General features: G+C 61.3%; 22 protein-coding genes and 1 other RNA gene. 4 read left to right on the forward strand and 19 right to left on the reverse strand.

Annotated elements, in window-relative coordinates:
- Positions 1-4: 4 nt before the first annotated feature.
- The 14 genes from IHQ43_RS24040 to rsmI all read right to left on the reverse strand — a co-directional run bounded on the left by IHQ43_RS24040 (position 5) and on the right by rsmI (position 15123).
- Positions 5-979, reverse strand: coding sequence for a D-alanine--D-alanine ligase (locus IHQ43_RS24040; protein ID WP_192562352.1), 975 nt, complete (start codon positions 977-979; stop codon positions 5-7).
- Positions 976-2436, reverse strand: coding sequence for a UDP-N-acetylmuramate--L-alanine ligase (murC, locus tag IHQ43_RS24045; protein ID WP_192562353.1), 1461 nt, complete (start codon positions 2434-2436; stop codon positions 976-978). The genes IHQ43_RS24040 and murC overlap by 4 nt, the downstream gene beginning before the upstream one ends.
- Positions 2429-3499 (reverse strand): undecaprenyldiphospho-muramoylpentapeptide beta-N-acetylglucosaminyltransferase, encoded by a 1071-nt coding sequence (gene murG, locus IHQ43_RS24050; RefSeq protein ID WP_192562354.1) that lies wholly within the window; start codon positions 3497-3499, stop codon positions 2429-2431. The genes murC and murG overlap by 8 nt, the downstream gene beginning before the upstream one ends.
- Positions 3489-4706 (reverse strand): putative lipid II flippase FtsW, encoded by a 1218-nt coding sequence (ftsW, locus tag IHQ43_RS24055; RefSeq protein ID WP_064383958.1) that lies wholly within the window; start codon positions 4704-4706, stop codon positions 3489-3491. Before ftsW ends, murG begins: the two co-directional genes overlap by 11 nt.
- Entirely contained in the window at positions 4703-6049 is a 1347-nt protein-coding gene (murD, locus tag IHQ43_RS24060) for a UDP-N-acetylmuramoyl-L-alanine--D-glutamate ligase (RefSeq protein ID WP_192562355.1), read from the reverse strand. The genes ftsW and murD overlap by 4 nt, the downstream gene beginning before the upstream one ends.
- A 5-nt stretch (positions 6050-6054) precedes the next feature.
- Positions 6055-7137: a phospho-N-acetylmuramoyl-pentapeptide-transferase gene (mraY, locus tag IHQ43_RS24065; protein ID WP_007956769.1), complete on the reverse strand. Its 1083-nt coding sequence runs from the start codon at positions 7135-7137 to the stop codon at positions 6055-6057.
- A complete protein-coding gene (locus tag IHQ43_RS24070) occupies positions 7137-8504 on the reverse strand; it encodes a UDP-N-acetylmuramoyl-tripeptide--D-alanyl-D-alanine ligase (protein WP_192562356.1) in 1368 nt (455 codons plus the stop codon). The genes mraY and IHQ43_RS24070 overlap by 1 nt, the downstream gene beginning before the upstream one ends.
- Positions 8497-9960 (reverse strand): UDP-N-acetylmuramoyl-L-alanyl-D-glutamate--2,6-diaminopimelate ligase, encoded by a 1464-nt coding sequence (locus tag IHQ43_RS24075; protein ID WP_192562357.1) that lies wholly within the window; start codon positions 9958-9960, stop codon positions 8497-8499. Before IHQ43_RS24075 ends, IHQ43_RS24070 begins: the two co-directional genes overlap by 8 nt.
- Positions 9960-11699, reverse strand: coding sequence for a peptidoglycan D,D-transpeptidase FtsI family protein (locus IHQ43_RS24080; RefSeq protein ID WP_170928985.1), 1740 nt, complete (start codon positions 11697-11699; stop codon positions 9960-9962). The genes IHQ43_RS24075 and IHQ43_RS24080 overlap by 1 nt, the downstream gene beginning before the upstream one ends.
- Complete coding sequence (ftsL, locus tag IHQ43_RS24085; RefSeq protein WP_007956777.1) at positions 11699-11992, reverse strand: cell division protein FtsL; 294 nt, start codon at positions 11990-11992, stop codon at positions 11699-11701. Before ftsL ends, IHQ43_RS24080 begins: the two co-directional genes overlap by 1 nt.
- Positions 11989-12936 carry a 16S rRNA (cytosine(1402)-N(4))-methyltransferase RsmH gene (rsmH, locus tag IHQ43_RS24090; RefSeq protein WP_039766256.1) on the reverse strand — a complete coding sequence of 316 codons (948 nt, stop codon included), beginning with the start codon at positions 12934-12936 and terminating at the stop codon, positions 11989-11991. The genes ftsL and rsmH overlap by 4 nt, the downstream gene beginning before the upstream one ends.
- Complete coding sequence (gene mraZ, locus IHQ43_RS24095; protein ID WP_007917012.1) at positions 12933-13388, reverse strand: division/cell wall cluster transcriptional repressor MraZ; 456 nt, start codon at positions 13386-13388, stop codon at positions 12933-12935. Before mraZ ends, rsmH begins: the two co-directional genes overlap by 4 nt.
- 402 nt (positions 13389-13790) lie before the next feature.
- Positions 13791-14144: RNase P RNA component class A (gene rnpB / locus IHQ43_RS24100), an RNA gene on the reverse strand.
- A 73-nt stretch (positions 14145-14217) separates the two neighbouring features.
- Positions 14218-15123, reverse strand: coding sequence for a 16S rRNA (cytidine(1402)-2'-O)-methyltransferase (rsmI, locus tag IHQ43_RS24105; RefSeq protein WP_192565054.1), 906 nt, complete (start codon positions 15121-15123; stop codon positions 14218-14220).
- Between the two features lie 177 nt (positions 15124-15300).
- Between rsmI and IHQ43_RS24110 the strand changes: the two genes are divergently transcribed.
- The 4 genes from IHQ43_RS24110 (at position 15301) to IHQ43_RS24125 (ending at position 18745) form a co-directional block, all read left to right on the forward strand.
- On the forward strand, positions 15301-17112 hold the full coding sequence (locus tag IHQ43_RS24110; protein WP_192562358.1) for a penicillin-binding protein activator: 1812 nt from the start codon (positions 15301-15303) through the stop codon (positions 17110-17112).
- The gene (locus IHQ43_RS24115) at positions 17112-17474 is read left to right on the forward strand and encodes a YraN family protein (RefSeq protein WP_192562359.1); all 363 of its coding nucleotides are present in this window, start codon (positions 17112-17114) and stop codon (positions 17472-17474) included. Before IHQ43_RS24110 ends, IHQ43_RS24115 begins: the two co-directional genes overlap by 1 nt.
- A gap of 102 nt (positions 17475-17576) precedes the next feature.
- Positions 17577-18170 carry a phosphoheptose isomerase gene (locus tag IHQ43_RS24120; protein WP_007928463.1) on the forward strand — a complete coding sequence of 198 codons (594 nt, stop codon included), beginning with the start codon at positions 17577-17579 and terminating at the stop codon, positions 18168-18170.
- Positions 18167-18745 (forward strand): BON domain-containing protein, encoded by a 579-nt coding sequence (locus IHQ43_RS24125; protein WP_007956785.1) that lies wholly within the window; start codon positions 18167-18169, stop codon positions 18743-18745. The genes IHQ43_RS24120 and IHQ43_RS24125 overlap by 4 nt, the downstream gene beginning before the upstream one ends.
- Positions 18746-18796: 51 nt before the next feature.
- Here the strand turns inward: IHQ43_RS24125 and IHQ43_RS24130 are convergent, their stop codons facing one another.
- The 5 genes from IHQ43_RS24130 to petA form a co-directional block, all read right to left on the reverse strand.
- Positions 18797-19210, reverse strand: coding sequence for a ClpXP protease specificity-enhancing factor (locus IHQ43_RS24130; protein WP_007956787.1), 414 nt, complete (start codon positions 19208-19210; stop codon positions 18797-18799).
- Positions 19211-19226: 16 nt separating this feature from the next.
- Entirely contained in the window at positions 19227-19844 is a 618-nt protein-coding gene (locus IHQ43_RS24135) for a glutathione S-transferase N-terminal domain-containing protein (RefSeq protein WP_011335872.1), read from the reverse strand.
- 147 nt (positions 19845-19991) lie between these two features.
- Positions 19992-20774, reverse strand: a complete 783-nt coding sequence (locus IHQ43_RS24140) for a cytochrome c1 (protein ID WP_085684713.1) — start codon at positions 20772-20774, stop codon at positions 19992-19994.
- The gene (locus tag IHQ43_RS24145) at positions 20774-21985 is read right to left on the reverse strand and encodes a cytochrome b (RefSeq protein WP_007956792.1); all 1212 of its coding nucleotides are present in this window, start codon (positions 21983-21985) and stop codon (positions 20774-20776) included. Before IHQ43_RS24145 ends, IHQ43_RS24140 begins: the two co-directional genes overlap by 1 nt.
- The gene (gene petA / locus IHQ43_RS24150) at positions 21985-22578 is read right to left on the reverse strand and encodes a ubiquinol-cytochrome c reductase iron-sulfur subunit (protein ID WP_007917031.1); all 594 of its coding nucleotides are present in this window, start codon (positions 22576-22578) and stop codon (positions 21985-21987) included. Before petA ends, IHQ43_RS24145 begins: the two co-directional genes overlap by 1 nt.
- Positions 22579-22718: the final 140 nt, after the last annotated feature.

Raw genomic sequence — 22718 nt, forward strand, 5'->3', positions numbered from 1 at the left:
GGTCTTAACCTCGCGCCTCTTTCTTGCCATCGGCATCGACACTGGCGGCCAGAATGGCCAGGACCAGTTGCTGGAAATCCAGACCGGCCGCTTTTGCCGCCATCGGTACCAGGCTGTGATCGGTCATGCCGGGAGCGGTGTTGACTTCCAGGAACCAGAATTTGCCGTCGGCGTCCTGCATCACGTCCGCCCTGCCCCAACCGGCAATACCCAGCGCCTCGCAGGCTTGCGCCGTGAGGTCCATGAGTTCTTTTTCCTTGGCGGCATCGAGCCCGCACGGAATCCGATACTGGGTATCGTTGGCGATGTACTTGGCGTCGTAGTCGTAGAACGTGTGCGGCGTACCCAGGGCGATAGGAGGCAACACCTGGTCACGCAGGGTGGCGATGGTGAACTCGGGACCGTGGATCCATTGCTCGACCAACACTTGCGAATCGTAGGTACTGGCCGCTTTCCATGCGTCGATCAACTCGGACGCAGAACTCACTTTGGCCATCCCGATACTTGAACCTTCATGCGCCGGTTTGACGATCAAAGGGAAGCCCAGTTCCGTCGCTGCGCAAATACAATCGGCCTCGCTGCGCAGCACGGCGTGACGCGGCGTCGGAATCCCGAGCGTGTGCCAGACCTGCTTGGTGCGCAGTTTGTCCATCGCCAGCGCCGAAGCCAGGATGCCGCTGCCGGTGTACGGAATGCCGGCCACTTCCAGCAGGCCCTGCATGCTGCCGTCTTCACCGCCGCGACCGTGAAGGATGATGAACGCGCGGTCGATCTTTTCGCTCAGCAGGCGCTGCAGGATATCGGCGCCGACGTCGATGCCGAATGCGTCCACACCGGCGCTTTGCAGCGCAGTGAGCACGGCGTTGCCGGACTTCAGCGAAACTTCACGTTCGGCACTCAGGCCACCGAACAGCACGGCCACTCGGCCGAAATCCTTCGGGGCGATGGTGGAGAACAGATTGGCGTAGGCAGCAGTCATTTCAACTTCCCCTCGACCGATGCCGCCACGGCACCGGCGAACAACTCGCTTTTCAACAGTTTCGGTGCAAGACCGCCGATGTCACCGGCGCCCTGGCACAGCAGAATGTCGCCGGCACGCAGCAACGGCTTGACCAGCGGTGCCAGGTCGACGCCGCGCTCGATGTAGATCGGGTCGAGCTGACCGCGCTGGCGGATGCTGTTGCACAGCTTGCGGCTGTCGGCCCCCGGGATCGGCTCTTCGCCGGCCGGATAGACTTCCATCAGCAGCAGCACGTTGGCGTCGGCCAGGACATTGACGAAGTCGTCGTACAGGTCGCGGGTGCGACTGTAGCGGTGCGGCTGGTAGACCATCACCAGTCGACGCTCAGGCCAGCCACCGCGCACGGCTTTGATGACCGCTGCGACTTCGGTCGGGTGGTGACCATAGTCGTCGACCAGCATCACGTTGCCGCCGTCCACCGGCAGTTCGCCGTAGACCTGGAAGCGTCGGCCGACACCCTGGAACCCGGACAGGCCCTGGACGATGGCTTCATCGCTGACGCCCTCGTCGGTAGCGATGCAGATGGTTGCCAGGGAATTGAGCACGTTGTGGTTGCCCGGCATGTTCACGGAAACATCCAGCGGCTCGCGATCAGGGCGCAGCACGGTGAAGAAGGTCTGCATGCCTTGCTGACGGACATTGATTGCGCGTACGTCGGCTTCTTCGCTGAAGCCGTAGGTGACGACCGGGCGTTTGACCTGCGGCAGGATTTCGCGCACCACCGGATCGTCCAGACACATCACCGCCAGACCGTAGAACGGCAGGTTGTGCAGAAATTCGACGAAGGTTTTCTTCAGTTTGTTGAAGTCGCCGTCGTAGGTCGCCATGTGGTCGGCGTCGATGTTGGTGACCACGGCCACCAGCGGTTGCAGATGCAGGAAGCTCGCGTCGCTTTCATCGGCCTCGGCGATCAGGTAACGGCTGGTACCGAGCTGGGCATTGGTGCCCGCAGCATTCAGACGGCCACCGATGACGAAGGTTGGGTCCAGGCCACCGGCCGCGAACACCGAAGCGATCAGGCTGGTGGTGGTGGTCTTGCCATGGGTACCGGCGACGGCGATGCCGTGACGATAGCGCATCAGTTCGGCAAGCATCTCGGCACGCGGCACCACCGGGATACGACGCTCAAGGGCGGTCGCTACTTCCGGGTTGGACGTGTTGACGGCGCTCGACACCACCAGCACGTCGGCGGCAGCGGCGTTCTCGGCACGGTGGCCGATGAAGATCTGTGCACCGAAGGATTCCAGACGCTCGGTCACCGGCGAAGCTTTAAGGTCGGAACCGGACACTTCATAACCCAGGTTCAGCAGCACTTCGGCAATACCGCACATGCCCACGCCGCCGATCCCGACGAAGTGGATGCGACGGATGCGGCGCATTTCCGGTTGCGGCATGGCTTTCTGATTCTCAACCATGGGCCACCTCCAGACAGGTATCGACCACGCTACGGGTGGCTTCGGGTTTCGCCAGACGGCGGGCCGCTTGGGCCATTTGTTCGAGTCGTTGCGGTTGCATCAAGACCTCTGTCAGGCGCGCGGCAAGGTCCGCGGCGCCAGTCGTTCTTTGCGGCATCAGGAAGGCAGCGCCTTCGCGGGCCAAATAATCGGCGTTGCGGGTCTGGTGATCGTCGATCGCGTGGGGCAAGGGCACCAGCATCGAGGGCAGACCGGCGGCGGCCAGTTCGCTGATGGTCAATGCGCCGGCGCGGCACACCACCAGGTCAGCCCAGCCATAGGCCTGGGCCATGTCTTTGATGAACGGCTGCACTTGCGCATCCACGCCGGCGACGCGGTAGCGCTCTGCAGTCACTTCATCGTGGTTTCTGCCAGCCTGATGGAACACTTCCGGGCGCAAGTCGGCAGCGACTTGTGCCAGGGCTTCAGGCAGCAACTTGTTCAACGGCTCTGCGCCCAGGCTTCCGCCCAGGATCAGCAAACGCGCCTTGCGTCCGGCCAGGGCCGGGCGCGGTGTTTCGAGGAACAACTCGCTGCGCACCGGGTTACCGGTGGTACGGCGGCTGTCCGACAGGGTAAAGGTGTCGGGGAAGGCTTCACACACCCGGGCGGCGAACGGCACCAGCAACCGATTGGCGGTGCCAGCCACAGCGTTCTGCTCATGAACGATCACCGGCACGCCGGCCAGTTTGGCGGCAAGACCACCGGGACCGGTCACATAGCCGCCGAAGCCGACCACGCACACCGGACGCAAACGGCGAATGATCGCCCGCGCCTGCCAGACCGATTTGAGCAACATGAACGGCGCCTTGAGCAGCGACAGCTTGCCCTTGCCACGCAGGCCAGTGGCGTTGATGCGGTGCAATTCAAGACCGGCCGCCGGCACCAGATCGTTTTCGATCCCGCGCGGTGTGCCGAGCCAGTGCACGGTGTAGCCGCGCGCCTGGAATTCGCGGGCACAGGCCAGCGCCGGGAACACGTGGCCACCGGTGCCGCCGGCCATGATCAATACGTTAGCGCCCATGGTTCGGCTCCTCGGCGAAGTCGCTCTCATGGAATTCCATCTCTTCACTGCCCAGGTGGGTCCGGCTCTCCCACTCGATCCTCAGCAACAGGCCAAGGCAGGCGCAGCAGATCACCAGGGAACTGCCGCCATAACTGAGGAACGGCAAGGTCAGGCCCTTGGTCGGCAGCAGGCCGACGTTCACGCCGATGTTGATCAGGAACTGGCCGATCCACAGGAACGACAGGCCGTAGGCAACATAGGCAGCAAAAAACTGTTTGGCTTTCTCGGCCCACAGGCCGATGTACATGCCGCGAATACACACGAACACGAACAGCGCCACGGTGCACAGCGAGCCAACGGCGCCGAGCTCTTCGGCCAGGACCGAGAACACGAAGTCGGTGTGCGCTTCGGGCAGGTAGAACTGCTTCTGCACGCTGTTGCCCAGGCCAACGCCCAACCATTCGCCGCGACCGAACGCGATCAAGGCCTGGGACAATTGATAACCGGCACCGAACTGGTCGGCCCACGGGTCGGCGAAGTTGGTCAGACGCGCCATCCGGTACGGCTGCATCTGGATCAGCAACACCACCGCACCGACGGCCAGCACTACCATCAGCGAGAAGCGGAACAGCCCGACCCCGCCGAGGAACAGCATCGCCGCCGCCGCGCCCATCATCACGACGGTGGCACCGAAGTCCGGCTCCATCAGCAGCAGGCCCGCCATCGGCAGCAGCACGATGAACGGCTTGAAGAATCCCATCCAGCTCTCGCGCACTTCCTTCTGGCGACGCACCAGGTAACCGGCGAGGTAGATCACCACGAACACCTTGGCGATCTCGGACGGCTGAACGTTGAAGAAGCTGAAACCGATCCAGCGCATCGAGCCGTTCACCTCACGGCCGATCCCCGGGATGATCACCATCACCAGCAGACCGAACGCGCCGATCAGCATCATCCAGCCCAAGCGCTGCCAGGTGGCGATCGGGATCATCATCGTGACGATGCAGGCACCCAGGCCCAGCACCACGTAGATCAGGTGACGAATCATGTAATAGAGCGGGCTGCCCGACTGCACGGCCGCCACTTCAGTGGAGGCCGAAGCGATCATGATCAGGCCCAGGCCGAGCAACGCCAGGCAACCGGCGAGCATCGGGAAGTCGAGGTCGATCCCGCGTCCGGTGATCAGCGGCGACGGGTATGGCTTGATGATGTTTCTCAAGCTCATGCCAGATCCTCCACGGCGCGGACGAACTGGTGACCACGGTCTTCGTAGTTCTTGAACATGTCGAAACTGGCGCAGGCCGGCGACAGCAGCACCACGTCACCCGGCTGGGCGGCGGCGCGGCATTGGTCGACGGCGTCGACCAGCGTGGTCGCGCGAATCAGCGGAACGGCATCGCCGATGGCTTCGCCGATCTTGTCGGAGTCGCGGCCCATCAGGATCACGGCGCGGCAATGGGCCGCCACCGGATCGCGCAGGTCCTTGAATTCGGCACCCTTGCCATCGCCACCGGCGATCAGCACGACCTTGCCTTCGATGTCCGCACCCAGTCCTTCGATGGCAGCCAGTGCGGCGCCGACGTTGGTGGCTTTGGAATCGTTGTAGTAGCCGACGCCATCCAGGTCACGCACCCACTGGCAACGGTGTTCGAGACCCGCGAAGGTGCGCAGGGCCGCCAACATGGCGTCGAACGGCAGCCCGACCGCATGGCCGAGCGCCAGCGCCGCCAGGGCGTTGGATTGGTTGTGGGCGCCGCGAATCTTCAGTTCGCGCACCGGCATCAGGTTCTGGAATTCGAAGGCCAGATATTTCTCGCCATTCTCTTCACGCAGACCGAAGGCCTTGAAATCGGGCCTGGTCAGGCCGAAGGTCCAGCACGGCTGGCCCTCGCCCATCAGCGGACGGGTCAAGGCGTCCTGACGGTTGACCACGAACTGCTTCGCACCCCGGAAAATCCGGTGCTTGGCCAGATGATAGGCCGGCAGACCGCTGTAGCGGTCCATGTGGTCTTCGCTGATGTTGAGCACGGTCGCCACTTCGGCGTTGAGCTGGTCGGTGGTTTCCAGCTGGAAGCTCGACAGCTCCATCACGTACAGCTCGACGTCGTCGCTGAGCAGATCCAGCGCCGGCGTACCGAGGTTGCCGCCCACGGCCACACGTTTGCCGGCCGCAGCCGCCATCTCGCCGACCAGGGTGGTGACAGTGCTTTTCGCGTTGGAACCGCTGATGGCCACGATCGGCGCCTTCGCGTTACGCGCGAACAGCTCGATGTCACCGGACAGCTTCACGCCACGGGCCGCGGCGGCTTGCAGGGCCGGGGTCGCCAGTGCCAGGCCGGGGCTCACGTAGAGCTCGTCGGCACGGCACAGGAATTCGACGTCCAACTCGCCACAACGCACTTCCACGTGCGGATAGTCACGCTGGAGCGTGGCCAGTTCCGGTGGATTTTCCCGCGTGTCGGCCACGGCAAACGCCACGCCCCGGTTCGCCAGGAAGCGAACCAGGGACATGCCGCTCTTGCCGAGGCCGACAACGATGCGGAAGTGGTCAGAAGCGATCAGAGACACTCTTTCTACCTCAGCTTCAGGGTGGCAAGGCCGATCAGCACGAGAATCACGGTGATGATCCAGAAACGGACGATCACACGCGGCTCGGGCCAGCCCTTGAGTTCAAAGTGGTGGTGGATCGGCGCCATGCGGAACACACGGCGACCGGTCAGCTTAAAGGACGCAACCTGAATGACGACTGACAGGGTTTCCATCACGAACACGCCGCCCATGATGAACAGGACGATTTCCTGACGGACGATCACCGCGATGGTGCCCAGGGCCGCGCCCAGCGCCAGTGCGCCGACGTCGCCCATGAAGACTTGCGCCGGATAGGTGTTGAACCACAGGAAGCCCAGGCCGGCACCGATCAGCGCGCCGCAGAACACGATCAGCTCACCTGCGCCCGGTACGTAAGGGATCAGCAGGTATTCAGCGAATTTCACGTTACCCGACAGGTAGCAGAAGATGCCCAGGCCACCGCCGACCATTACCGTCGGCATGATCGCCAGACCGTCGAGGCCGTCGGTCAGGTTGACCGCGTTGCTCGAACCAACGATCACAAAGTACGTCAGCACGATGAAGCCCGCGCCCAGCGGAATGCTGTAGTCCTTGAGCATCGGCAGGATCAGGGTGGTTTCCACCGGAGTGCTGGCAGTCATATAAAGGAAGATCGCCGCGCCGAGGCCGAACACCGACTGCCAGAAATATTTCCAGCGGCTCGGCAGGCCACGGGAGTTCTTCTCGATCACCTTGCGGTAGTCGTCGACCCAGCCGATGGCGCCGAACAGCAGGGTCACCAGCAACACGACCCACACGTAGCGGTTGCTCAGGTCAGCCCACAGCAGGGTGCTGACACCGATCGAAGACAGGATCAGCGCGCCGCCCATGGTCGGCGTACCGGATTTGGACAGGTGCGATTGCGGGCCGTCGTTACGAACGGACTGGCCGATCTGACGGTTCTGCAGGGTGCGGATCATCCACGGGCCGTAGCACAGCGACAAGACCAGCGCGGTCAGCACACCGAGGATCCCGCGCAGGGTCAGGTACTGGAAGACCGCGAAGCCTTTGTAGAACTGTTGCAGATACTCCGCTAGCAGCAGCAGCATTAATGTTTCTCCAGACTGGACCCGCACAGGGCCGCAACGATGTTTTCCATCGCTGCGCTGCGCGAACCCTTGATCAAAATGGTGGTGTTTGTGTCCTGCTCGGCGCCGAGGGCCTGGATCAGTTCGGCCTGTGTGCCGAAGTGATGCGCCTCTTCACCGAATGCATTCACGGCGTGGACCATGTTCGGCCCGACGGCGTATAGCGCGGAAACCTTGCCCCGGGCGTATTCGCCCACGTCGCGGTGCCCCTGCTCCGCCCAGTCGCCCAACTCGCCGATATCCCCGAGCACCAGAACGGTGCGGCCGGAAAAGCCGGCGAGTATATCAACGGCCGCGCACATCGAGGTGGGGTTCGCGTTGTAAGTGTCATCGATCACGCGCATGCCGTTTTTCGCCAGTTGCGCGACGGTGCGACCCTTGACCGGTTGTACCGCGCCAAGCCCGGTAGCGATGCCGAACAGCGACACGCCCAGGGCCTGGGCGGCAGCGGCGGCGGCCATGGCGTTGGCGACGTTATGGGTGCCGAGCAGGTTCAGTTGAACGCGCTCGATACCTTCAGGTGTATGCAGATTGAAGGCCGGGCAACCCCGCGCATCGGTGGTCAGATCGCTGGCGTAGAAGTCAGCCTGCGCATTGCTCAACGCGAAGGTCAGCACCTTGCGAGCTCCCGCACGGAGCTTCCAGATGCCGAAGGCCTTGTCATCCAGATTGAGCACGGCGACGCCATCGGCCGCCAACCCGTCGATGATCTCGCCCTTGGCTTCGACGATTTTTTCCGGGCCGCCGAACTCACCGACATGCGCGGTGCCGGCATTGTTGAGGATCGCTACGTGCGGCTTGGTCAGCCCGACGGTGTAGGCGATTTCGCCCAGACGCGAGGCGCCCAGCTCGATCACGGCCGCCGTGTGTTCCGGGGCCAGTTCGAGCAGGGTCAGCGGCGCACCGAGGTCATTATTCAGATTGCCACGGGTCGCCAGCACCGGACCGCGCGTACGCAGGATGCTCGCGAGCATTTCCTTGACCGTGGTCTTGCCGCTGGAGCCGGTAATCGCTGCGACTGGCTGAGTGAATGCAGCGCGATTCAAGGCACCCAACTGGCCCAAAGCCTGACGGGTATCTTTCACCAGTAATTGCGGCAAGGTGCTATCGGCGACTTCACGCTCGACCAGCGCGGCCACGGCGCCTTTTGCAGCCACGTCATTCAAATAATCATGACCGTCGAAACGCGGGCCGGTCAGGGCAATGAACAGTTGGCCAGGCTGAATCGCCCGACTGTCGATGCTGACGCCGTCGAAGCTGGCATTGGCGCTGATCAGACGTGCGTCGAGCGCGTTGGTCAGCTCGCTGAGTTTCAGGGCCTTAAGCATGGGCCACCTCCCACGCGGTCAGGGCGTGATCCGCCTCGACCAGATCAGAGAATGCGTGGCGCTCGCCGTTGATTTCCTGATAGTCCTCGTGACCTTTGCCGGCCAGAACGATCACGTCATCCGCCGAAGCGCCGGCAATCAGTTGTGCGATGGCCTGGCCGCGACCGGCCACGAACGTCACCTTGCCCACAGCCGTGAAACCGGCGCGGATGTCGTCGAAAATCACCGCCGGATCTTCGGTGCGCGGATTGTCATCGGTGACCAGCACGCGGTCGGCCAGACGCTCGACCACTTCAGCCATCAACGGACGTTTGCCGCGATCACGGTCGCCGCCACAGCCGAACAGGCACAGCAGCTGACCTTTGACGTGCGGGCGCAACGCAGTCAGGACTTTTTCCAGTGCGTCCGGGGTGTGGGCGTAATCGACCACCACCAGCGGCTGGGTGCCGCCGCCGAGACGCTGCATGCGTCCGGCCGGGCCTTCGAGTTTCGGCAACACCTTGAGAATTTCGTCGAGCGCGTAGTCGAGACCGAGCAAGGCGCCGACGGCGGCCAGTACGTTGCTCAGGTTGAAACGACCGAGCAGCGTGCTGCGCAGATGGTGCTCGCCCTGCGGCGTGACCAGCGTGGCGCGCACACCATGGTCATCGAACTGCGCTTCACGCACATAGAGATAGGCGCTGCTGTCGAGCAGGCTGTAAGTGATCAGGCGCGACTCGCGCTTTTCAGCGGCCAGTTGCCGGCCGAAATCGTCGTCGAGGTTGACCACGCGGCACTTCAGGTCATTCCAGGCGAACAGCCGGGCCTTGGCCTCGGCATACGCCTCCATCGTGCCGTGGTAATCCAGGTGATCGCGGGACAGATTGGTCATCACCGCCACATCGAACGCCAGTGCGGTAACCCGGCCCTGATCCAGACCGTGGGACGAGACTTCCATGGCCACGGCTTTGGCGCCGGCCTTTTTCAGGTCGCCCAGCGTCGCTTGCATGGCAATCGGGTTCGGCGTGGTGTGCAGGCCGCTTTGCAGCGAGCCGTGGAAACCGGAGCCCAAGGTGCCGACGATGCCGCAATGCTGGCCGAGCAGATCCAGCGCCTGCGCCACCAGTTGGGTCACGCTGGTCTTGCCGTTGGTACCAGTGACGCCAACCAGGTTCAGGTGATGACTCGGCTCACCGTAAAAACGCCCGGCGATGTCCGACAGCTGCACCGCGAGGCCCTTGACCGGAATCAGCGGCACTTCAGTGATCGGCAGCACCGTGGCGCCTTCCACTTCATAGGCCACGGCGGCGGCACCGCGCTGCAAGGCGTCGGCAATGTGCGCACGCCCGTCGAACTTGCCGCCCGGCACCGCGAGGAACAGGTCACCCGCGCGCACGTTGCGACTGTCGAGTGCCAGTTCACGGATCAACAGATCGTGGCCGGCGTGAGGGAAAATCTTGTTCAGACTCAGAGACATCAGCCGCGCCCTCCATTGGCTTTCAGCGGAACGGCCGGGGTGGCGTTGGCCTGTTGTGTGGTCGGCAGGTTGTCCGGGGTGACGTTCATCAGGCGCAGGGTGCCCGACATCACACGGCTGAACACCGGCGCCGAAACCAGACCACCGAAGTAACCGGCCTTGGTCGGCTCATCGATCACCACGACGATTGCATAGCGTGGGTCGCTCATCGGCCCGAAACCGGCGAACAGCGAGCGGTAAGAGTTTTCGGCGTAGCCCTTGGTGCCGACCGAAGTTTTACGTGCAGTACCGGACTTGCCGCCCACGTGATACGCCGGCACCTGCGCACGGAACACGCCGCGCGGGGCTTCGATCACTTGTTGCAGCATGCCTTGCATGGTTTTCGCGACGGCTTCCGGCAGCACCTGGGTGGTCTGCGGTGCCTTGTCGGTTTTGATCAGGGTCAGCGGGGCGAGGCGACCGTTGTTGGCCAGCGCCGAGAATGCGTGCACCAGTTGGATCGCGGTCACCGAAATACCGTAACCGTACGACAGCGTTGCGGTTTCGGCCTTGCGCCACTCGCGGTAGTTCGGCAGGTTGCCGACACGTTCGCCCGGGAAGCCGAGGCCGGTGTCCTGACCGAGGCCGACTTTCTGTGCGAGGCGGAAAATGGTTTCGCCGCCGATGTCGAACGCGACCTTGCTCATGCCGACGTTACTGGAATTGATCAGAATGCCGGTCAGGTCGAGCACCGGACCTTCAGTCTTCGACACATCCTTGATCGTGTATTTGCCGATCTGCAGGGAGCCCGGATACACCTCGACGGTGTCGCTCGGTTTCCAGCGGCCGGTTTCGATCGCGGCGCTCATCGAGATCGCTTTCATGGTCGAACCGGGTTCGAACACGTCGATCATCGCGCGGTTGCGCATCATCGCCGGTTGCAGGTTGCGACGGTTGTTCGGGTTGTAGGTCGGCTGGTTGACCATGGCGAGGATCTCGCCGGTCTTCACGTCCATGATCACCAGACTGCCGGCCTTGGCGCCGTTCTCGATGATCGCGTTGCGCAGCTCGCGGTTGGCCAGATATTGCAGGCGCAGGTCAATCGACAACGCCAAGGGCTTGCCGGCCTTGGCGTTTTTGGTGACCTGGACATCCTTGATCAGCCGTCCGCGCCGATCCTTGATGACTTGCCGCTTGCCGGGCACGCCGGCCAGCCATTCATCGTAGGCCAGTTCGACGCCTTCACGACCGTGGTCATCGATGTCGGTGAACCCGACCATGTGCGCCGTCACCTCACCGGCCGGGTAGAACCGGCGGAACTCTTCGATGCCGTAGACGCCCGGCACTTTCAGATCGAGCACGGCCTGGCCCTGCTCGGGGGTCAAACCGCGCACCAGATAAATGAATTCTTTGTTGGCCTGGGCTTCAAGACGTTCGGCCAATGCTTTTGGATCCTGCCCCAGCGCGGCGGCCAGTGCCGGCCACTTCTCTTTGGCGGTCTGCATTTCCTTGGCGTTGGCCCACAAGGTGGTCACCGGCGTACTCACGGCCAGCGGCTCGCCATTACGGTCGGTGATCAGGCCACGGTGCGCCGGAATCGGGATGTGACGAACGCTGCGCGCATCGCCCTGACCTTTAAGGAAGTCGCGGTCGACCACTTGCAGGTCGATGATGCGCCAGCATATTGCGGCCACCATCATACCGAGCAGGCCGACCACCAGACGGAAGCGCCACGGGAAGAGTGCCCCTTCGAGTTTCATCATGGCGCCACCATCTTCACGTCAGCCGCGCCAGGGATGTGCATCTTCAATTGTTCGGTGGCCAGCACTTCGATCCGGCTGTGGGCGGTCCAGGTGCTTTGCTCCAGGATCAGGCGCCCCCATTCGGCCTGCGCCTTGTCGCGCACGCTCAGTTCGTTATACAGGGTGTTGAGCAACTGCCGGTTCCAGTGGGCGCTGTAAGACACGCCGATGGCCGACACGAGCACGCCGATGAACAGCAGCAGCATGAAAAAGCTGCCGCCGGGCAGTGGCTTGGCGAAAAGCTTGCTCACCGCAGCTTCTCCGCGACGCGCATGACGGCGCTACGGGAACGTGGGTTGGCTTTGAGTTCGGCGTCGGAGGCCGTCTGCGCTTTGCCATGGACTTTGATTTTCGGTTCGAACGCAACGTGGCGAACCGGCAGGTTGCGTGGCAGGTTGTCGGCTTCGCCTTTTACCAGCTTGCGCATGAACAGTTTGACGATACGGTCTTCCAGCGAGTGGAAGCTGATCACGACCAGGCGGCCGCCCACTTCCAGGCATTCGAGCGCGGCTTCAAGACCCGCTTCCAGATCGCCCAGTTCATTGTTGACGTGAATGCGCAGGCCCTGGAATGCACGGGTCGCCGGGTTTTTTCCCTTTTCCCAAGCCGGGTTGGCGACTTTCAGGACTTCGGCCAGATCGGCGGTGCGCTCGAACGGCGTGATGTCACGGCGTTCGGCCACGGCACGGGCCATGCGACCGGAGAAACGTTCTTCGCCGTATTCCTTGAAGACACGGGCGATTTCCTCCACCGGCGCGGTGTTGACGAACTCGGCTGCGCTGATACCACGGGACGGATCCATGCGCATGTCCAGCGGGCCGTCGTTGAGGAAGCTGAAGCCGCGCTCGGCATCATCAAGCTGCGGCGAAGACACGCCCAGGTCCAACAGAATGCCGCTGACCTTGCCGGCCAGACCCTGTTCGGCAACGACCGAGCCGAGCTCGGCAAAGCTGCGCTGCACAACGACAAAGCGGCCGTCTTCGGCCGCTAGCGTTTGCCCGGTGGCAATCGCTTGAGGATCCTTGTCGAATCCGATGAGCCGACCATCCGGCCCGAGCTTGCTGAGGATCAACCGGCTGTGCCCGCCGCGACCGAACGTGCCGTCCAGATAGCAGCCATCAGGACGTACGGCGAGAGCCTCGACGGCTTCGTCAAGCAGTACGGTGATGTGGTTAAAGCCGCTATCAATAGTCACAGGATCAGATCACGCAGTTCGTCAGGCATGGCGCCCGGTTGTTGTATGGCAGCCAGGTCAGCGGCAGAAACCGCATTCCAGGCATCTTCGTCCCACAGTTGGAACTTGTTCAGTTGGCCCACCAGCATCGCGCGCTTGTCGAGCTTCGCGTATTCGCGCAGGCGCGGCGGCACCAGAAAACGACCACTGCCGTCGAGTTCGAGGTCAACGGCATTACCAATCAATAAACGTTGCAGACGACGGTTCTCTTCGCGAAGCGAAGGAAGCGCGCGCAACTTGGTTTCAATAATTTCCCACTCATCGAGCGGGTAGACACACAAACATGGATCAACGGCGTCAATGGTCACGATCAACTGGCCGGAACTGCGCGAATCGAGCTCGTCACGGTACCGGCTCGGCATGGCGAGACGGCCCTTTGCGTCGAGACTGATAGCGTTAGCTCCGCGAAACACGTCTGCGTTTCTCCAATTTTTATCGTTTTGAGCTCAAAAAACCCACTTCATGCCACTTTCCGCCACTTGCGCACACTATAGGAATGCGCCCACCACACCGTCAAGGCGCGGATTAAAGGAAAACCCTTACAGAACGGAGATTTAGGAGCATAAAAGGAGGAGCAACGAGAATCTGGCGGATGCTTTTATCCAATAACTTGAAGCAGCACTGAAAGCTGCGCTCGAAAGTTAAAGTAATTTGTTAAGAGTAAGATTTTTTCGGTATTACAAAAGCGCTTCTGCTGTTGATTGAAGCAAGGTGGGAAATGGCTATTACTGCGTTTGCCGCTGCCGGTTTCCAGCGCAGGCCTGCTGATAATAAACAGCCCTGTCGCCTTTAATTCAAGCAGGGAAAAGAAAAAGGTGGAGAGTCGATCTGTAAGCCGGGTTCTGTCTTGAACAGTCATTCGTCTACGATGGCCATCACTGGACATCTTTAGCAACCTACCCGGTCCCAGCGCGGGCCACGCCTTGGGACCCTATTTGGTCTTGCTCCAAGTGGGGTTTACCTAGCCACGAACTGTTGCCAGACGTGCGGTGCGCTCTTACCGCACCTTTTCACCCTTACCGGCGCCGAAGCGCTTAGGCGGTTATTTTCTGTGGCACTTTCCGTAGGCTCACGCCTCCCAGGCATTACCTGGCACTTCGCCCTATGGAGCCCGGACTTTCCTCCCCCCCCTAATTTTCATAGAGGGCAGCGACTGTCCGATCGACTCTCCGCCGCGCAGGTTAACGGCAGAGCGGCCGAAGAACAAGCGCTAATAGCCCGCAAACCGGTCTGCGCGACGGGTTACGCGTCTTTTTGCTGATCCAGCGCCACCTGATACAACACGTTTTTGCGCTCACCGGTGATTTGCGCCGCCAGAGCCGCCGCACGCTTGAGCGGCATCTCTTCGAGCAACAGGTTGAGGATGCGCATCGCCTCGCTGCTGACGGCGTCTTCGGATTCCGGCGCTGTCCAGCCCGCCACCACCACGACGCACTCGCCACGCTGCTGATTGCTGTCCGCCTCGACGAATGCCCGCAACTCGCTCAGCGGCAATCCCTTGAGGGTTTCGAAGGTCTTGGTGATTTCACGAGCGAGCAATGCAGGACGATCAGCGCCGAACACCGCCTCCATATCCTGCAGGCATTCCAGAATACGATGCGGCGCCTCGTAAAAAATCAGCGTGCGCGGCTCTTCCTTGATAGCTTCCAGGCGCGCCTTGCGGCCCACGGCCTTGGCCGGCAGAAAGCCTTCGAAGATAAAACGGTCGGACGGCAGGCCGGCAGCCGACAACGCTGCGATCAACGCGCACGCACCAGGCACCGGCACCACATTGATCCCCGCCGCACGGGCCTGACGCACCAGGTGATAACCGGGATCGGAAATCAGCGGCGTACCGGCATCGGAAATCAGCGCGACGTTGTCGCCCGCCAACAGACGGGTAATGAAGCGACTGCCTTCGTCCCGCTCGTTGTGTTCATGACAGGCCGCCAGCGGCGTGGCGATGCCGAAGTGCTGCATCAGGCGCTGGGAGTGGCGCGTATCTTCGGCGGCGATCAGCGCCACCTCGCGCAGGACCTTCAACGCCCGGGCGCTGATGTCATCCAGGTTGCCGATGGGCGTCGCCACCACATAAAGCGAGCCCGCAGCGGAATTCAAAGGACCTGGAGCAGTCAAAGCGCACACCTCATGATCGGTAAAAGCCGCCATTGTAGCGCGTCGCGCGCCGGACAATGCGTCCGGGTCGGACACGGTTTGTCGCACCATTGTGAGGCTGCGCACTCTTTGTATCAGCTAAATTGACGGTTTCACGCCAGTAACATCGCGCCCCGGCCAGTGCTTGGGTACAATTCGACGCTAATTTGATCGAGTATCAGGAACACTTACATGATCGCTTGCCTGCGGCTGTTCACTGCCCTCTGCCTCGCTGCCTTGCTGGCGGCTTGCGCCAGCTCCCCTTCCTCCAGCCTTGGCGAACTTCCACGGACCCCGGATGCCACCATCGAGCAACTGCTCGAACAGGCTGCCCAGGCCAAATCGCCGGACAAGGCTGCGCTGCTGCGCCTGAGTGCGGCAGACATGGCTTATCGCCAGGGCAATGCCGGACAGTCCGCGCAGATCCTGCAGCAAGTGCCGATGGAACAACTCCAGCCGGGCCAGCAGGCGTTCGCCAGCACGCTGTCTGCCGAACTGGCCATGACCCGCAACCAGCCGAAAGCCGCGCTGACTGCCTTGAGCCATCCAAGCCTGCAACGCCTGAGCGAAATGTCGGTCCCGCTGCAAGTTCGCGCCGGCACCGTTCACGCCCGCGCTCTTGAAGCCGACGGCCAGACCCTGGCTGCCGCTCGCGAGCGCATCTTCATCGCGCCAATGCTGGAAGGCGAAGCCGCCAGCAAGAACCACGAAGCGATCTGGACCCTGATTGCATCGCTTCCGGCCGATCAACTGCAAGCGAACACCACCGATGACCTCGGCGGCTGGATGAGCCTGGCCCTGGCGGTAAAAACCGCTGGCACTCTGGAGCAGCAGCAAGCCGCCATCGACAACTGGCGCAACCAGCATCCGAAGCATCCAGCCGCAATCAACCTGCCGCTACCCCTGACCAAACTAAAGGAACTGGCCAGCCAGCCCCTGAGCAAGATCGCCCTGCTGCTGCCGCAAGACGGCCAACTGGCCTCGGTCGGCAAGGCCCTGCGTGACGGCTTCATGGCCGCGCACTACCAGGCTCAGCAAGCCGGCCAGAAACCACCGGCCATCGAGTTCTACGACAGCTCGAAACTGACCAACCTCGACGAGTTCTACCGCAAGGCCCAGGCTGATGGTGTGCAACTGGTCGTCGGCCCGCTGGAGAAGCCGCTGGTCAAACAGTTGAGCACTCGCCCGCAACTGCCGATCACCACGCTCGCCCTGAACTACAGCGAAGGCGATCAGGGTCCGGCGCAACTGTTCCAGTTCGGCCTGGCCGCTGAAGACGAAGCTCGCGAAGTCTCCCGTCGCGCCCGTGCCGACGGCCTGCATCGCGCCGCCATCATGGTGCCGAAAGGCGAATGGGGCGATCGTGTCATGCGCGCGTTCAGCCAGGACTGGCAAGCCAATGGTGGCAGCATCGTCGCCACCGAACGTGTCGATCAGCCAGTGCAACTGGCCCAGCAGATCGCCGACATGTTCCAGCTGCGCCAGAGCGAGGCGCGTGCCAAGAGCCTGCAGAATGCCGCCGGCACCAACGTTGCCGCCCAGCCTTCGCGTCGTCAGGACATCGAGTTCATCTTCCTCGCCGCCACCCCGCAACAGGCACAACAGATCAAACCGACCCTGAACTTCCAGTACGCCGGTGACGTGCCGGTCTACGCGACCTCCCACGTGTTCAGCGCCAGCGGTGACGTGAACCAGTACAACGACATGAACGGCGTGCGATTCTGCGAAACCCCGTGGCTGCTGGAAACCAGCGATCCATTGCGTCAGCAGGTCACCGCGCAATGGCCACAAGCCGCCGGCAGCCTGGGTCGCCTCTATGCAATGGGCGTCGACGCCTATCGCCTGGCGCCACGCCTGGATCAGCTCAAGGCACTGCCGGACAGCCGCATTGAAGGTCAGTCGGGCAGCCTGGGCATGACCCAGTCCCAACGTGTCGTACGTCAATTGCCATGGGCGCAGTTCGTCAGCGGTCAGATCCAGCGCCTGCCGGACACTCCACGCTGATGCCCGACAGGTCACACCTGCAAAGCGGCAAGGATGCCGAGCGCCAGGCGCTCGAGCATCTGCAACACCGGGGTCTGCGCCTGCTGGCGCAGAACTGGTTATGTAAACGCGGTGAGCTTGATCTGGTCATGCTTGATGGCGATACAGTAGTATTCGTCGAAGTCCGCTACAGAAAGAACACTCAATGGGGTGGCGCACTCGACAGCATCGATGGGCGCAAACGGCAGAAACTGATTTTCGCCGCGCAGTATTTTCTTCAGCGCGAGTCGCGTTGGGCCAATTCCCCCTGCCGCTTCGACGTGGTGGCCATCGACAGCCATCAGGGTCAGCTGAACTGGTTGCAGAATGCGTTCGACAGTTGACCGCCTGCTCCGACCCGGACACTTTCACTCAACACTTTTGCTCTTTGCTTTGCGGGCTGCACATTCACGTGCCGGACAGCCGCGCTAATTAAGGTCACACAGATGGACATGCAATCCCGAATTCGCCAGCTTTTCCAGGCCAGCATCGACACCAAGCAACAGGCGATGGACGTACTTGCACCGCACATCGAGCAAGCCAGCCAGGTGATGGTCAACGCCCTGCTCAACGAGGGCAAAATGCTCTCGTGCGGTAACGGCGGCTCGGCCGGCGATGCCCAGCACTTCTCCTCGGAACTGCTCAACCGTTTCGAGCGCGAGCGCCCTAGCCTGCCGGCGATCGCACTGACCACCGACAGCTCGACCATCACCTCGATCGCCAACGACTACAGCTACAACGAAGTGTTCTCCAAGCAGATCCGCGCACTCGGCCAGCCGGGTGACGTGCTGCTGGCGATTTCGACCAGCGGCAACTCGGCGAACATTATTCAGGCAATCCAGGCCGCACATGATCGCGAAATGATTGTCGTAGCATTGACCGGACGCGACGGCGGCGGCATGGCTTCGCTGCTGCTGCCCGAAGACGTCGAGATTCGCGTACCGGCCAACGTCACCGCACGTATTCAGGAAGTCCACTTGCTGGCGATCCATTGCCTTTGCGATCTGATCGACAGCCAACTGTTCGGGAGTGAAGAATGACCCCTAATCGCCTTGGCCTTCTGGCCTTGACCCTGTGCCTCGGCATCAGCGGCTGCACGTCGGTGGTGAATGCCAGCCGTGAAGCGCCGATCGAAGACGACCGCGGCACCCGCACTTTCGGCAGCAAGATCGATGACTCGCTGATCGAAACCAAAGTCGGCGTCAACGTGGCCAAGGCCGATCCGGCCCTGGACAACGACTCGCACATCGTCGTTACCAGCTTCAACGGTGTCGTGCTGCTGGCTGGCCAGACCCCGCGCGCAGATCTCAAGGAGAAGGCCGAACAAGCCGCCGCCAATGTGCAGCGCGTTAAAAAGGTCCATAACGAACTGCAAGTGATTGCGCCTTCAGGCTTCGTTGCCCGCCAGAACGACTCCTGGCTGACCACCAAGATCAAGACCCAGATGCTCGCCGACGCCAGCATTCCCGGTTCGCGCATCAAAGTCGTGACCGAGAACGGCATCGTTTACCTGCTGGGCCTGCTGACCAAACAGGAAGCCGCCCAGGCGACCAACCTGGTGCAGGGTGTTTCCGGCGTGCAGAAGATTGTGAAGCTGTTCGAGTACATCGACTGACCCGCAAAACGCAGGCACAAAAAAGGCGATCCAACCGGATCGCCTTTTTTATTACTTCACCACTTTCAGGCTTGGCCGGCCGCTTGGGCGCGGTGGCTCGCTGTCCGGTGGCGGAACATCGTCATCCTGCTCGATCTCGTCTTCGTCATCCATCGGCGACTCCAGATCGAACACCATGCCCTGACCGTTTTCCCGGGCGTAGATCCCCAGAATTGCAGCAATCGGCACGTAAAGACTGTGCGGGACGCCACCGAAGCGACCTTCGAAGGTCACAACGTCGTTGTCCATGTGCAAGTGCCGCACGGCACTCGGCGAAATGTTCAGGACAATCTGCCCGTCACTGGCAAATCCCTGCGGCACCTGCACCGCCGGGTACTCGGAATTGACCAGCATGTGCGGGGTGCAATCGTTATCCACAATCCACTCGTAGAGCGCGCGGACCAGATAAGGTCGACTGGAGTTCATAGCGGCTCCTTAAGCCTTAGCGCATGTCGCGTTCGACACCAGACAGACTCGCCTGGAAAGCCTCACGCGCAAACTGACGCTCCATATAATCAAGCAGCGGCTTGGCCGGCCGCGGCAGTTCTATACCCAGAATCGGCAAACGCCAGAGTATTGGCAATAGGCAGCAATCCACCAGACTTTGTTCCTCACTGAGGAAAAACGGCTTGTCGGCAAACAGCGGTGACACGCCTGTCAGGCTTTCGCGCAATTCCTTGCGCGCCACGGCACGGGCCGCTTCCTTGGTGCGCGAATCCAGAATCAGATCCACCAGACCACACCAGTCGCGCTGAATGCGGTGAATCAGCAGACGGCTGTTGGCACGCGCCACCGGATACACAGGCATCAATGGCGGATGCGGGTAACGCTCATCCAGGTATTCCATCACCACGGTCGACTCCCACAACGCCAGGTCGCGATCGACCAGCGTGGGCAGACTGCCGTAAGGGTTCACTTCAATCAGTTTAGGCGGCTGACGACCAGCCTCCACAAAAATGATTTCGGCGCTGACACCCTTCTCTGCAAGCACGATGCGCACTCGGTGGGAATAGTGGTCGGCGGGGTCGGAGTAACAGGCCAACCGATTGGTCACGCCCATGGCGATCCTCCTCGCTTGTTGAAATAGTCGGAGCCGGAAAAACGCGCGCGCCCAGAGGGCGCCTCCCGCGACGGCTGGCGAACCAGGCGTTGCGTTTTCAGAGGCGCCCTTGGGCGCGCGCGATTAACAGCAATTGCTTGAAGCGTATCAGTGCACGTCTTTCCAGTATTCACGCTTGAGCAGGTAGGCGAACACAAAGAAGAACGCCAGGTACAGCAAGACGTAAGTACCGATGCGCTGATGTTGCAGCTTAACCGGGTTAGCCGAGTAAGCCAGGAAGGTTACCAGATTCTTGACCTTCTCATCGAACTGCTCTTCGTTGAGGGTTCCGGTTTTCGGCACGATGGTCAACTGATCGCACGCTTCATGAGTCAGAGGCGTACCGGTCAGCGGGTCATATTGCTTCTTGCCGTCTTCAACGATCTGTACCTGCTTGCAACCCACGACCTGACGCCCCTGCAGGCCGACCAGCACGTTAGGCATGCCGACGTTCGGGAAGACCTTGTTGTTCACGCCCCATGGACGCGCTGGATCTTCATAGAACGACTTGAGGTAACCGTAAAGCCAATCGGTGCCGCGAACACGAGCCACCAGCGTCAGGTCTGGCGGCGCTGCGCCAAACCAGGTCTTGGCGTCGGCCGGCTGCATGCCGATGTTCATGTGATCGCCGATCTTGGCGCCAGTGAACACCAGTTTTTCCAGCATCAGTTCGTGCGGAATGCCGAGGTCATCGGCAACACGCTCGTAACGCTGGAACTTGGCACTGTGGCAACCCATGCAATAGTTGGCGAAAGTACGCGCACCATCCTGCAAGGCAGCCTTGTCGGAAACGTCGATATCGACCTTTTCCAGTTCCGGACCACCGTGTTCGGCCGCGAAAGACAGCACTGGCAGAGCAGCAAAAATCAGAGCAAAAAATAACTTTTTCATCAGCCAGTCACCCTTTCCGGAACCGGTTTGGTCTTCTCGAGCCTGGTGTAGAACGGCATCAGAATGAAGTAGGCGAAGTACAGGAAGGTGCAGACCTGCGACAGCAGCGTACGGCCTGGCGTCGGGGCCAGAACGCCCAGAATGCCGAGGATCACGAACGAAATGCAGAACACCACCAGCCAGATCTTGCTCATCCAGCCTTTGTAGCGCATCGACTTGACCGGGCTGCGATCGAGCCATGGCAGGACGAACAGCACCGCAATCGCTGCACCCATGGCGATAACACCCATGAGCTTGTCAGGGACCGCACGCAGGATTGCGTAGAACGGTGTGAAGTACCAGACCGGTGCAATGTGCTCAGGGGTCTTGAACGGGTTGGCTTGCTCGAAGTTAGGTTTTTCGAGGAAGTAGCCGCCCATTTCCGGGAAGAAGAACACAATGAAGCAGAAGATGAACAGGAACACCACAACGCCGACGATATCTTTCACGGTGTAGTACGGGTGGAAGGCGATGCCGTCCAGCGGGATACCGTTTTCGTCTTTGTGCTTCTTGATGTCCACGCCGTCCGGGTTGTTCGAACCGACTTCGTGCAGCGCCAGGATGTGCAGCACCACCAGACCGAGAATCACGATCGGCAACGCAACCACGTGCAGGGCGAAGAAGCGGTTCAGGGTGATCCCGGAAATCAGGTAGTCACCACGGATCCACTGGGTCAGGTCGTTGCCGATGACTGGGATCGCACCGAACAGCGAGATGATTACCTGGGCACCCCAGTAGGACATCTGGCCCCACGGCAACAGGTACCCCATGAAGGCTTCGGCCATCAGCGCCAGGTAGATCAGCATGCCGAAAACCCACACCAACTCACGCGGCTTCTGGTACGAACCGTAGAGCAGGCCACGGAACATGTGCAGATAGACCACGATGAAAAACGCCGAAGCGCCAGTGGAGTGCAGCAGGCGCAGGATCGAACCGTACTCGACATCGCGCATGATGTATTCGACGGAAGCGAACGCTTCTTCCGCCGACGGGGTGTAGCTCATGGTCAGCCAGACACCGGTGACGATCTGGTTGACCAGAACGAGCAGCGCCAGCGAGCCGAAAAAGTAGAAGAAGTTGAAGTTTTTTGGAGCGTAATACTTGCTGAGATGGTCTTCCCACATCTTGGTGGCGGGGAAGCGCGCATCAACCCAATCCATGAACTTGCTCATCACGCTTTCTCCGTATCGACGCCAATGACAATCAGGTCATCGGTCTCATAGGAATGCGGGGGTACTGGCAGGTTCAAAGGCGCAGGTTGCGACTTGTAGACGCGGCCAGCCAGATCGTAGTGGGAACCGTGGCAAGGGCAGAAATAGCCGCCTACCCAGTCTTTGCCCAGATCCGCGGGTGCCACTTCGGGACGGAAGGTCGGTGAGCAACCCAGGTGAGTGCAGATCCCGATCAGCAGGAGGATTTCCGGCTTGATCGAACGCACTTCAGGGTCGACATAAGTGGGTTGCGTGGAGTTTTTGGAGGTCGGATCGGAGAGCTGGCCCTCGATCTTCTTGAGATTCCCCAGGATTTCCTCGGTACGGCGGACAATGAACACCGGCTGGCCGCGCCATTCAGCAATCATCTGCTGTCCTGGCTCGATTTTGCTGACATTCACTTTCACCGGTGCCCCGGCAGCCTTCGCCTTGGCACTGGGAAACCATGACCCCACGAACGGGACCGCAGCCCCCACCGCTCCTGCAGCACCCACCACGGATGTGGCTGCTACCAAGAAGCGACGCCGGCCTGCATTCACGCCGTCATTGCTCATTCAGTCCTCTCCCATCAGCTTTGTGGCCTGTTAAATCAGGCGTCTACTAAATTGAAACTATGTACTTATAAAAATTTTGCCGAATGGTAATGAAAACCCCCAATTCTGACAAGGTAATTACCCGGAGGGCTGGCCCTCAA

Source organism: Pseudomonas gozinkensis, from assembly GCF_014863585.1.
In the GTDB taxonomy this organism is placed as follows: domain Bacteria; phylum Pseudomonadota; class Gammaproteobacteria; order Pseudomonadales; family Pseudomonadaceae; genus Aquipseudomonas; species Aquipseudomonas gozinkensis.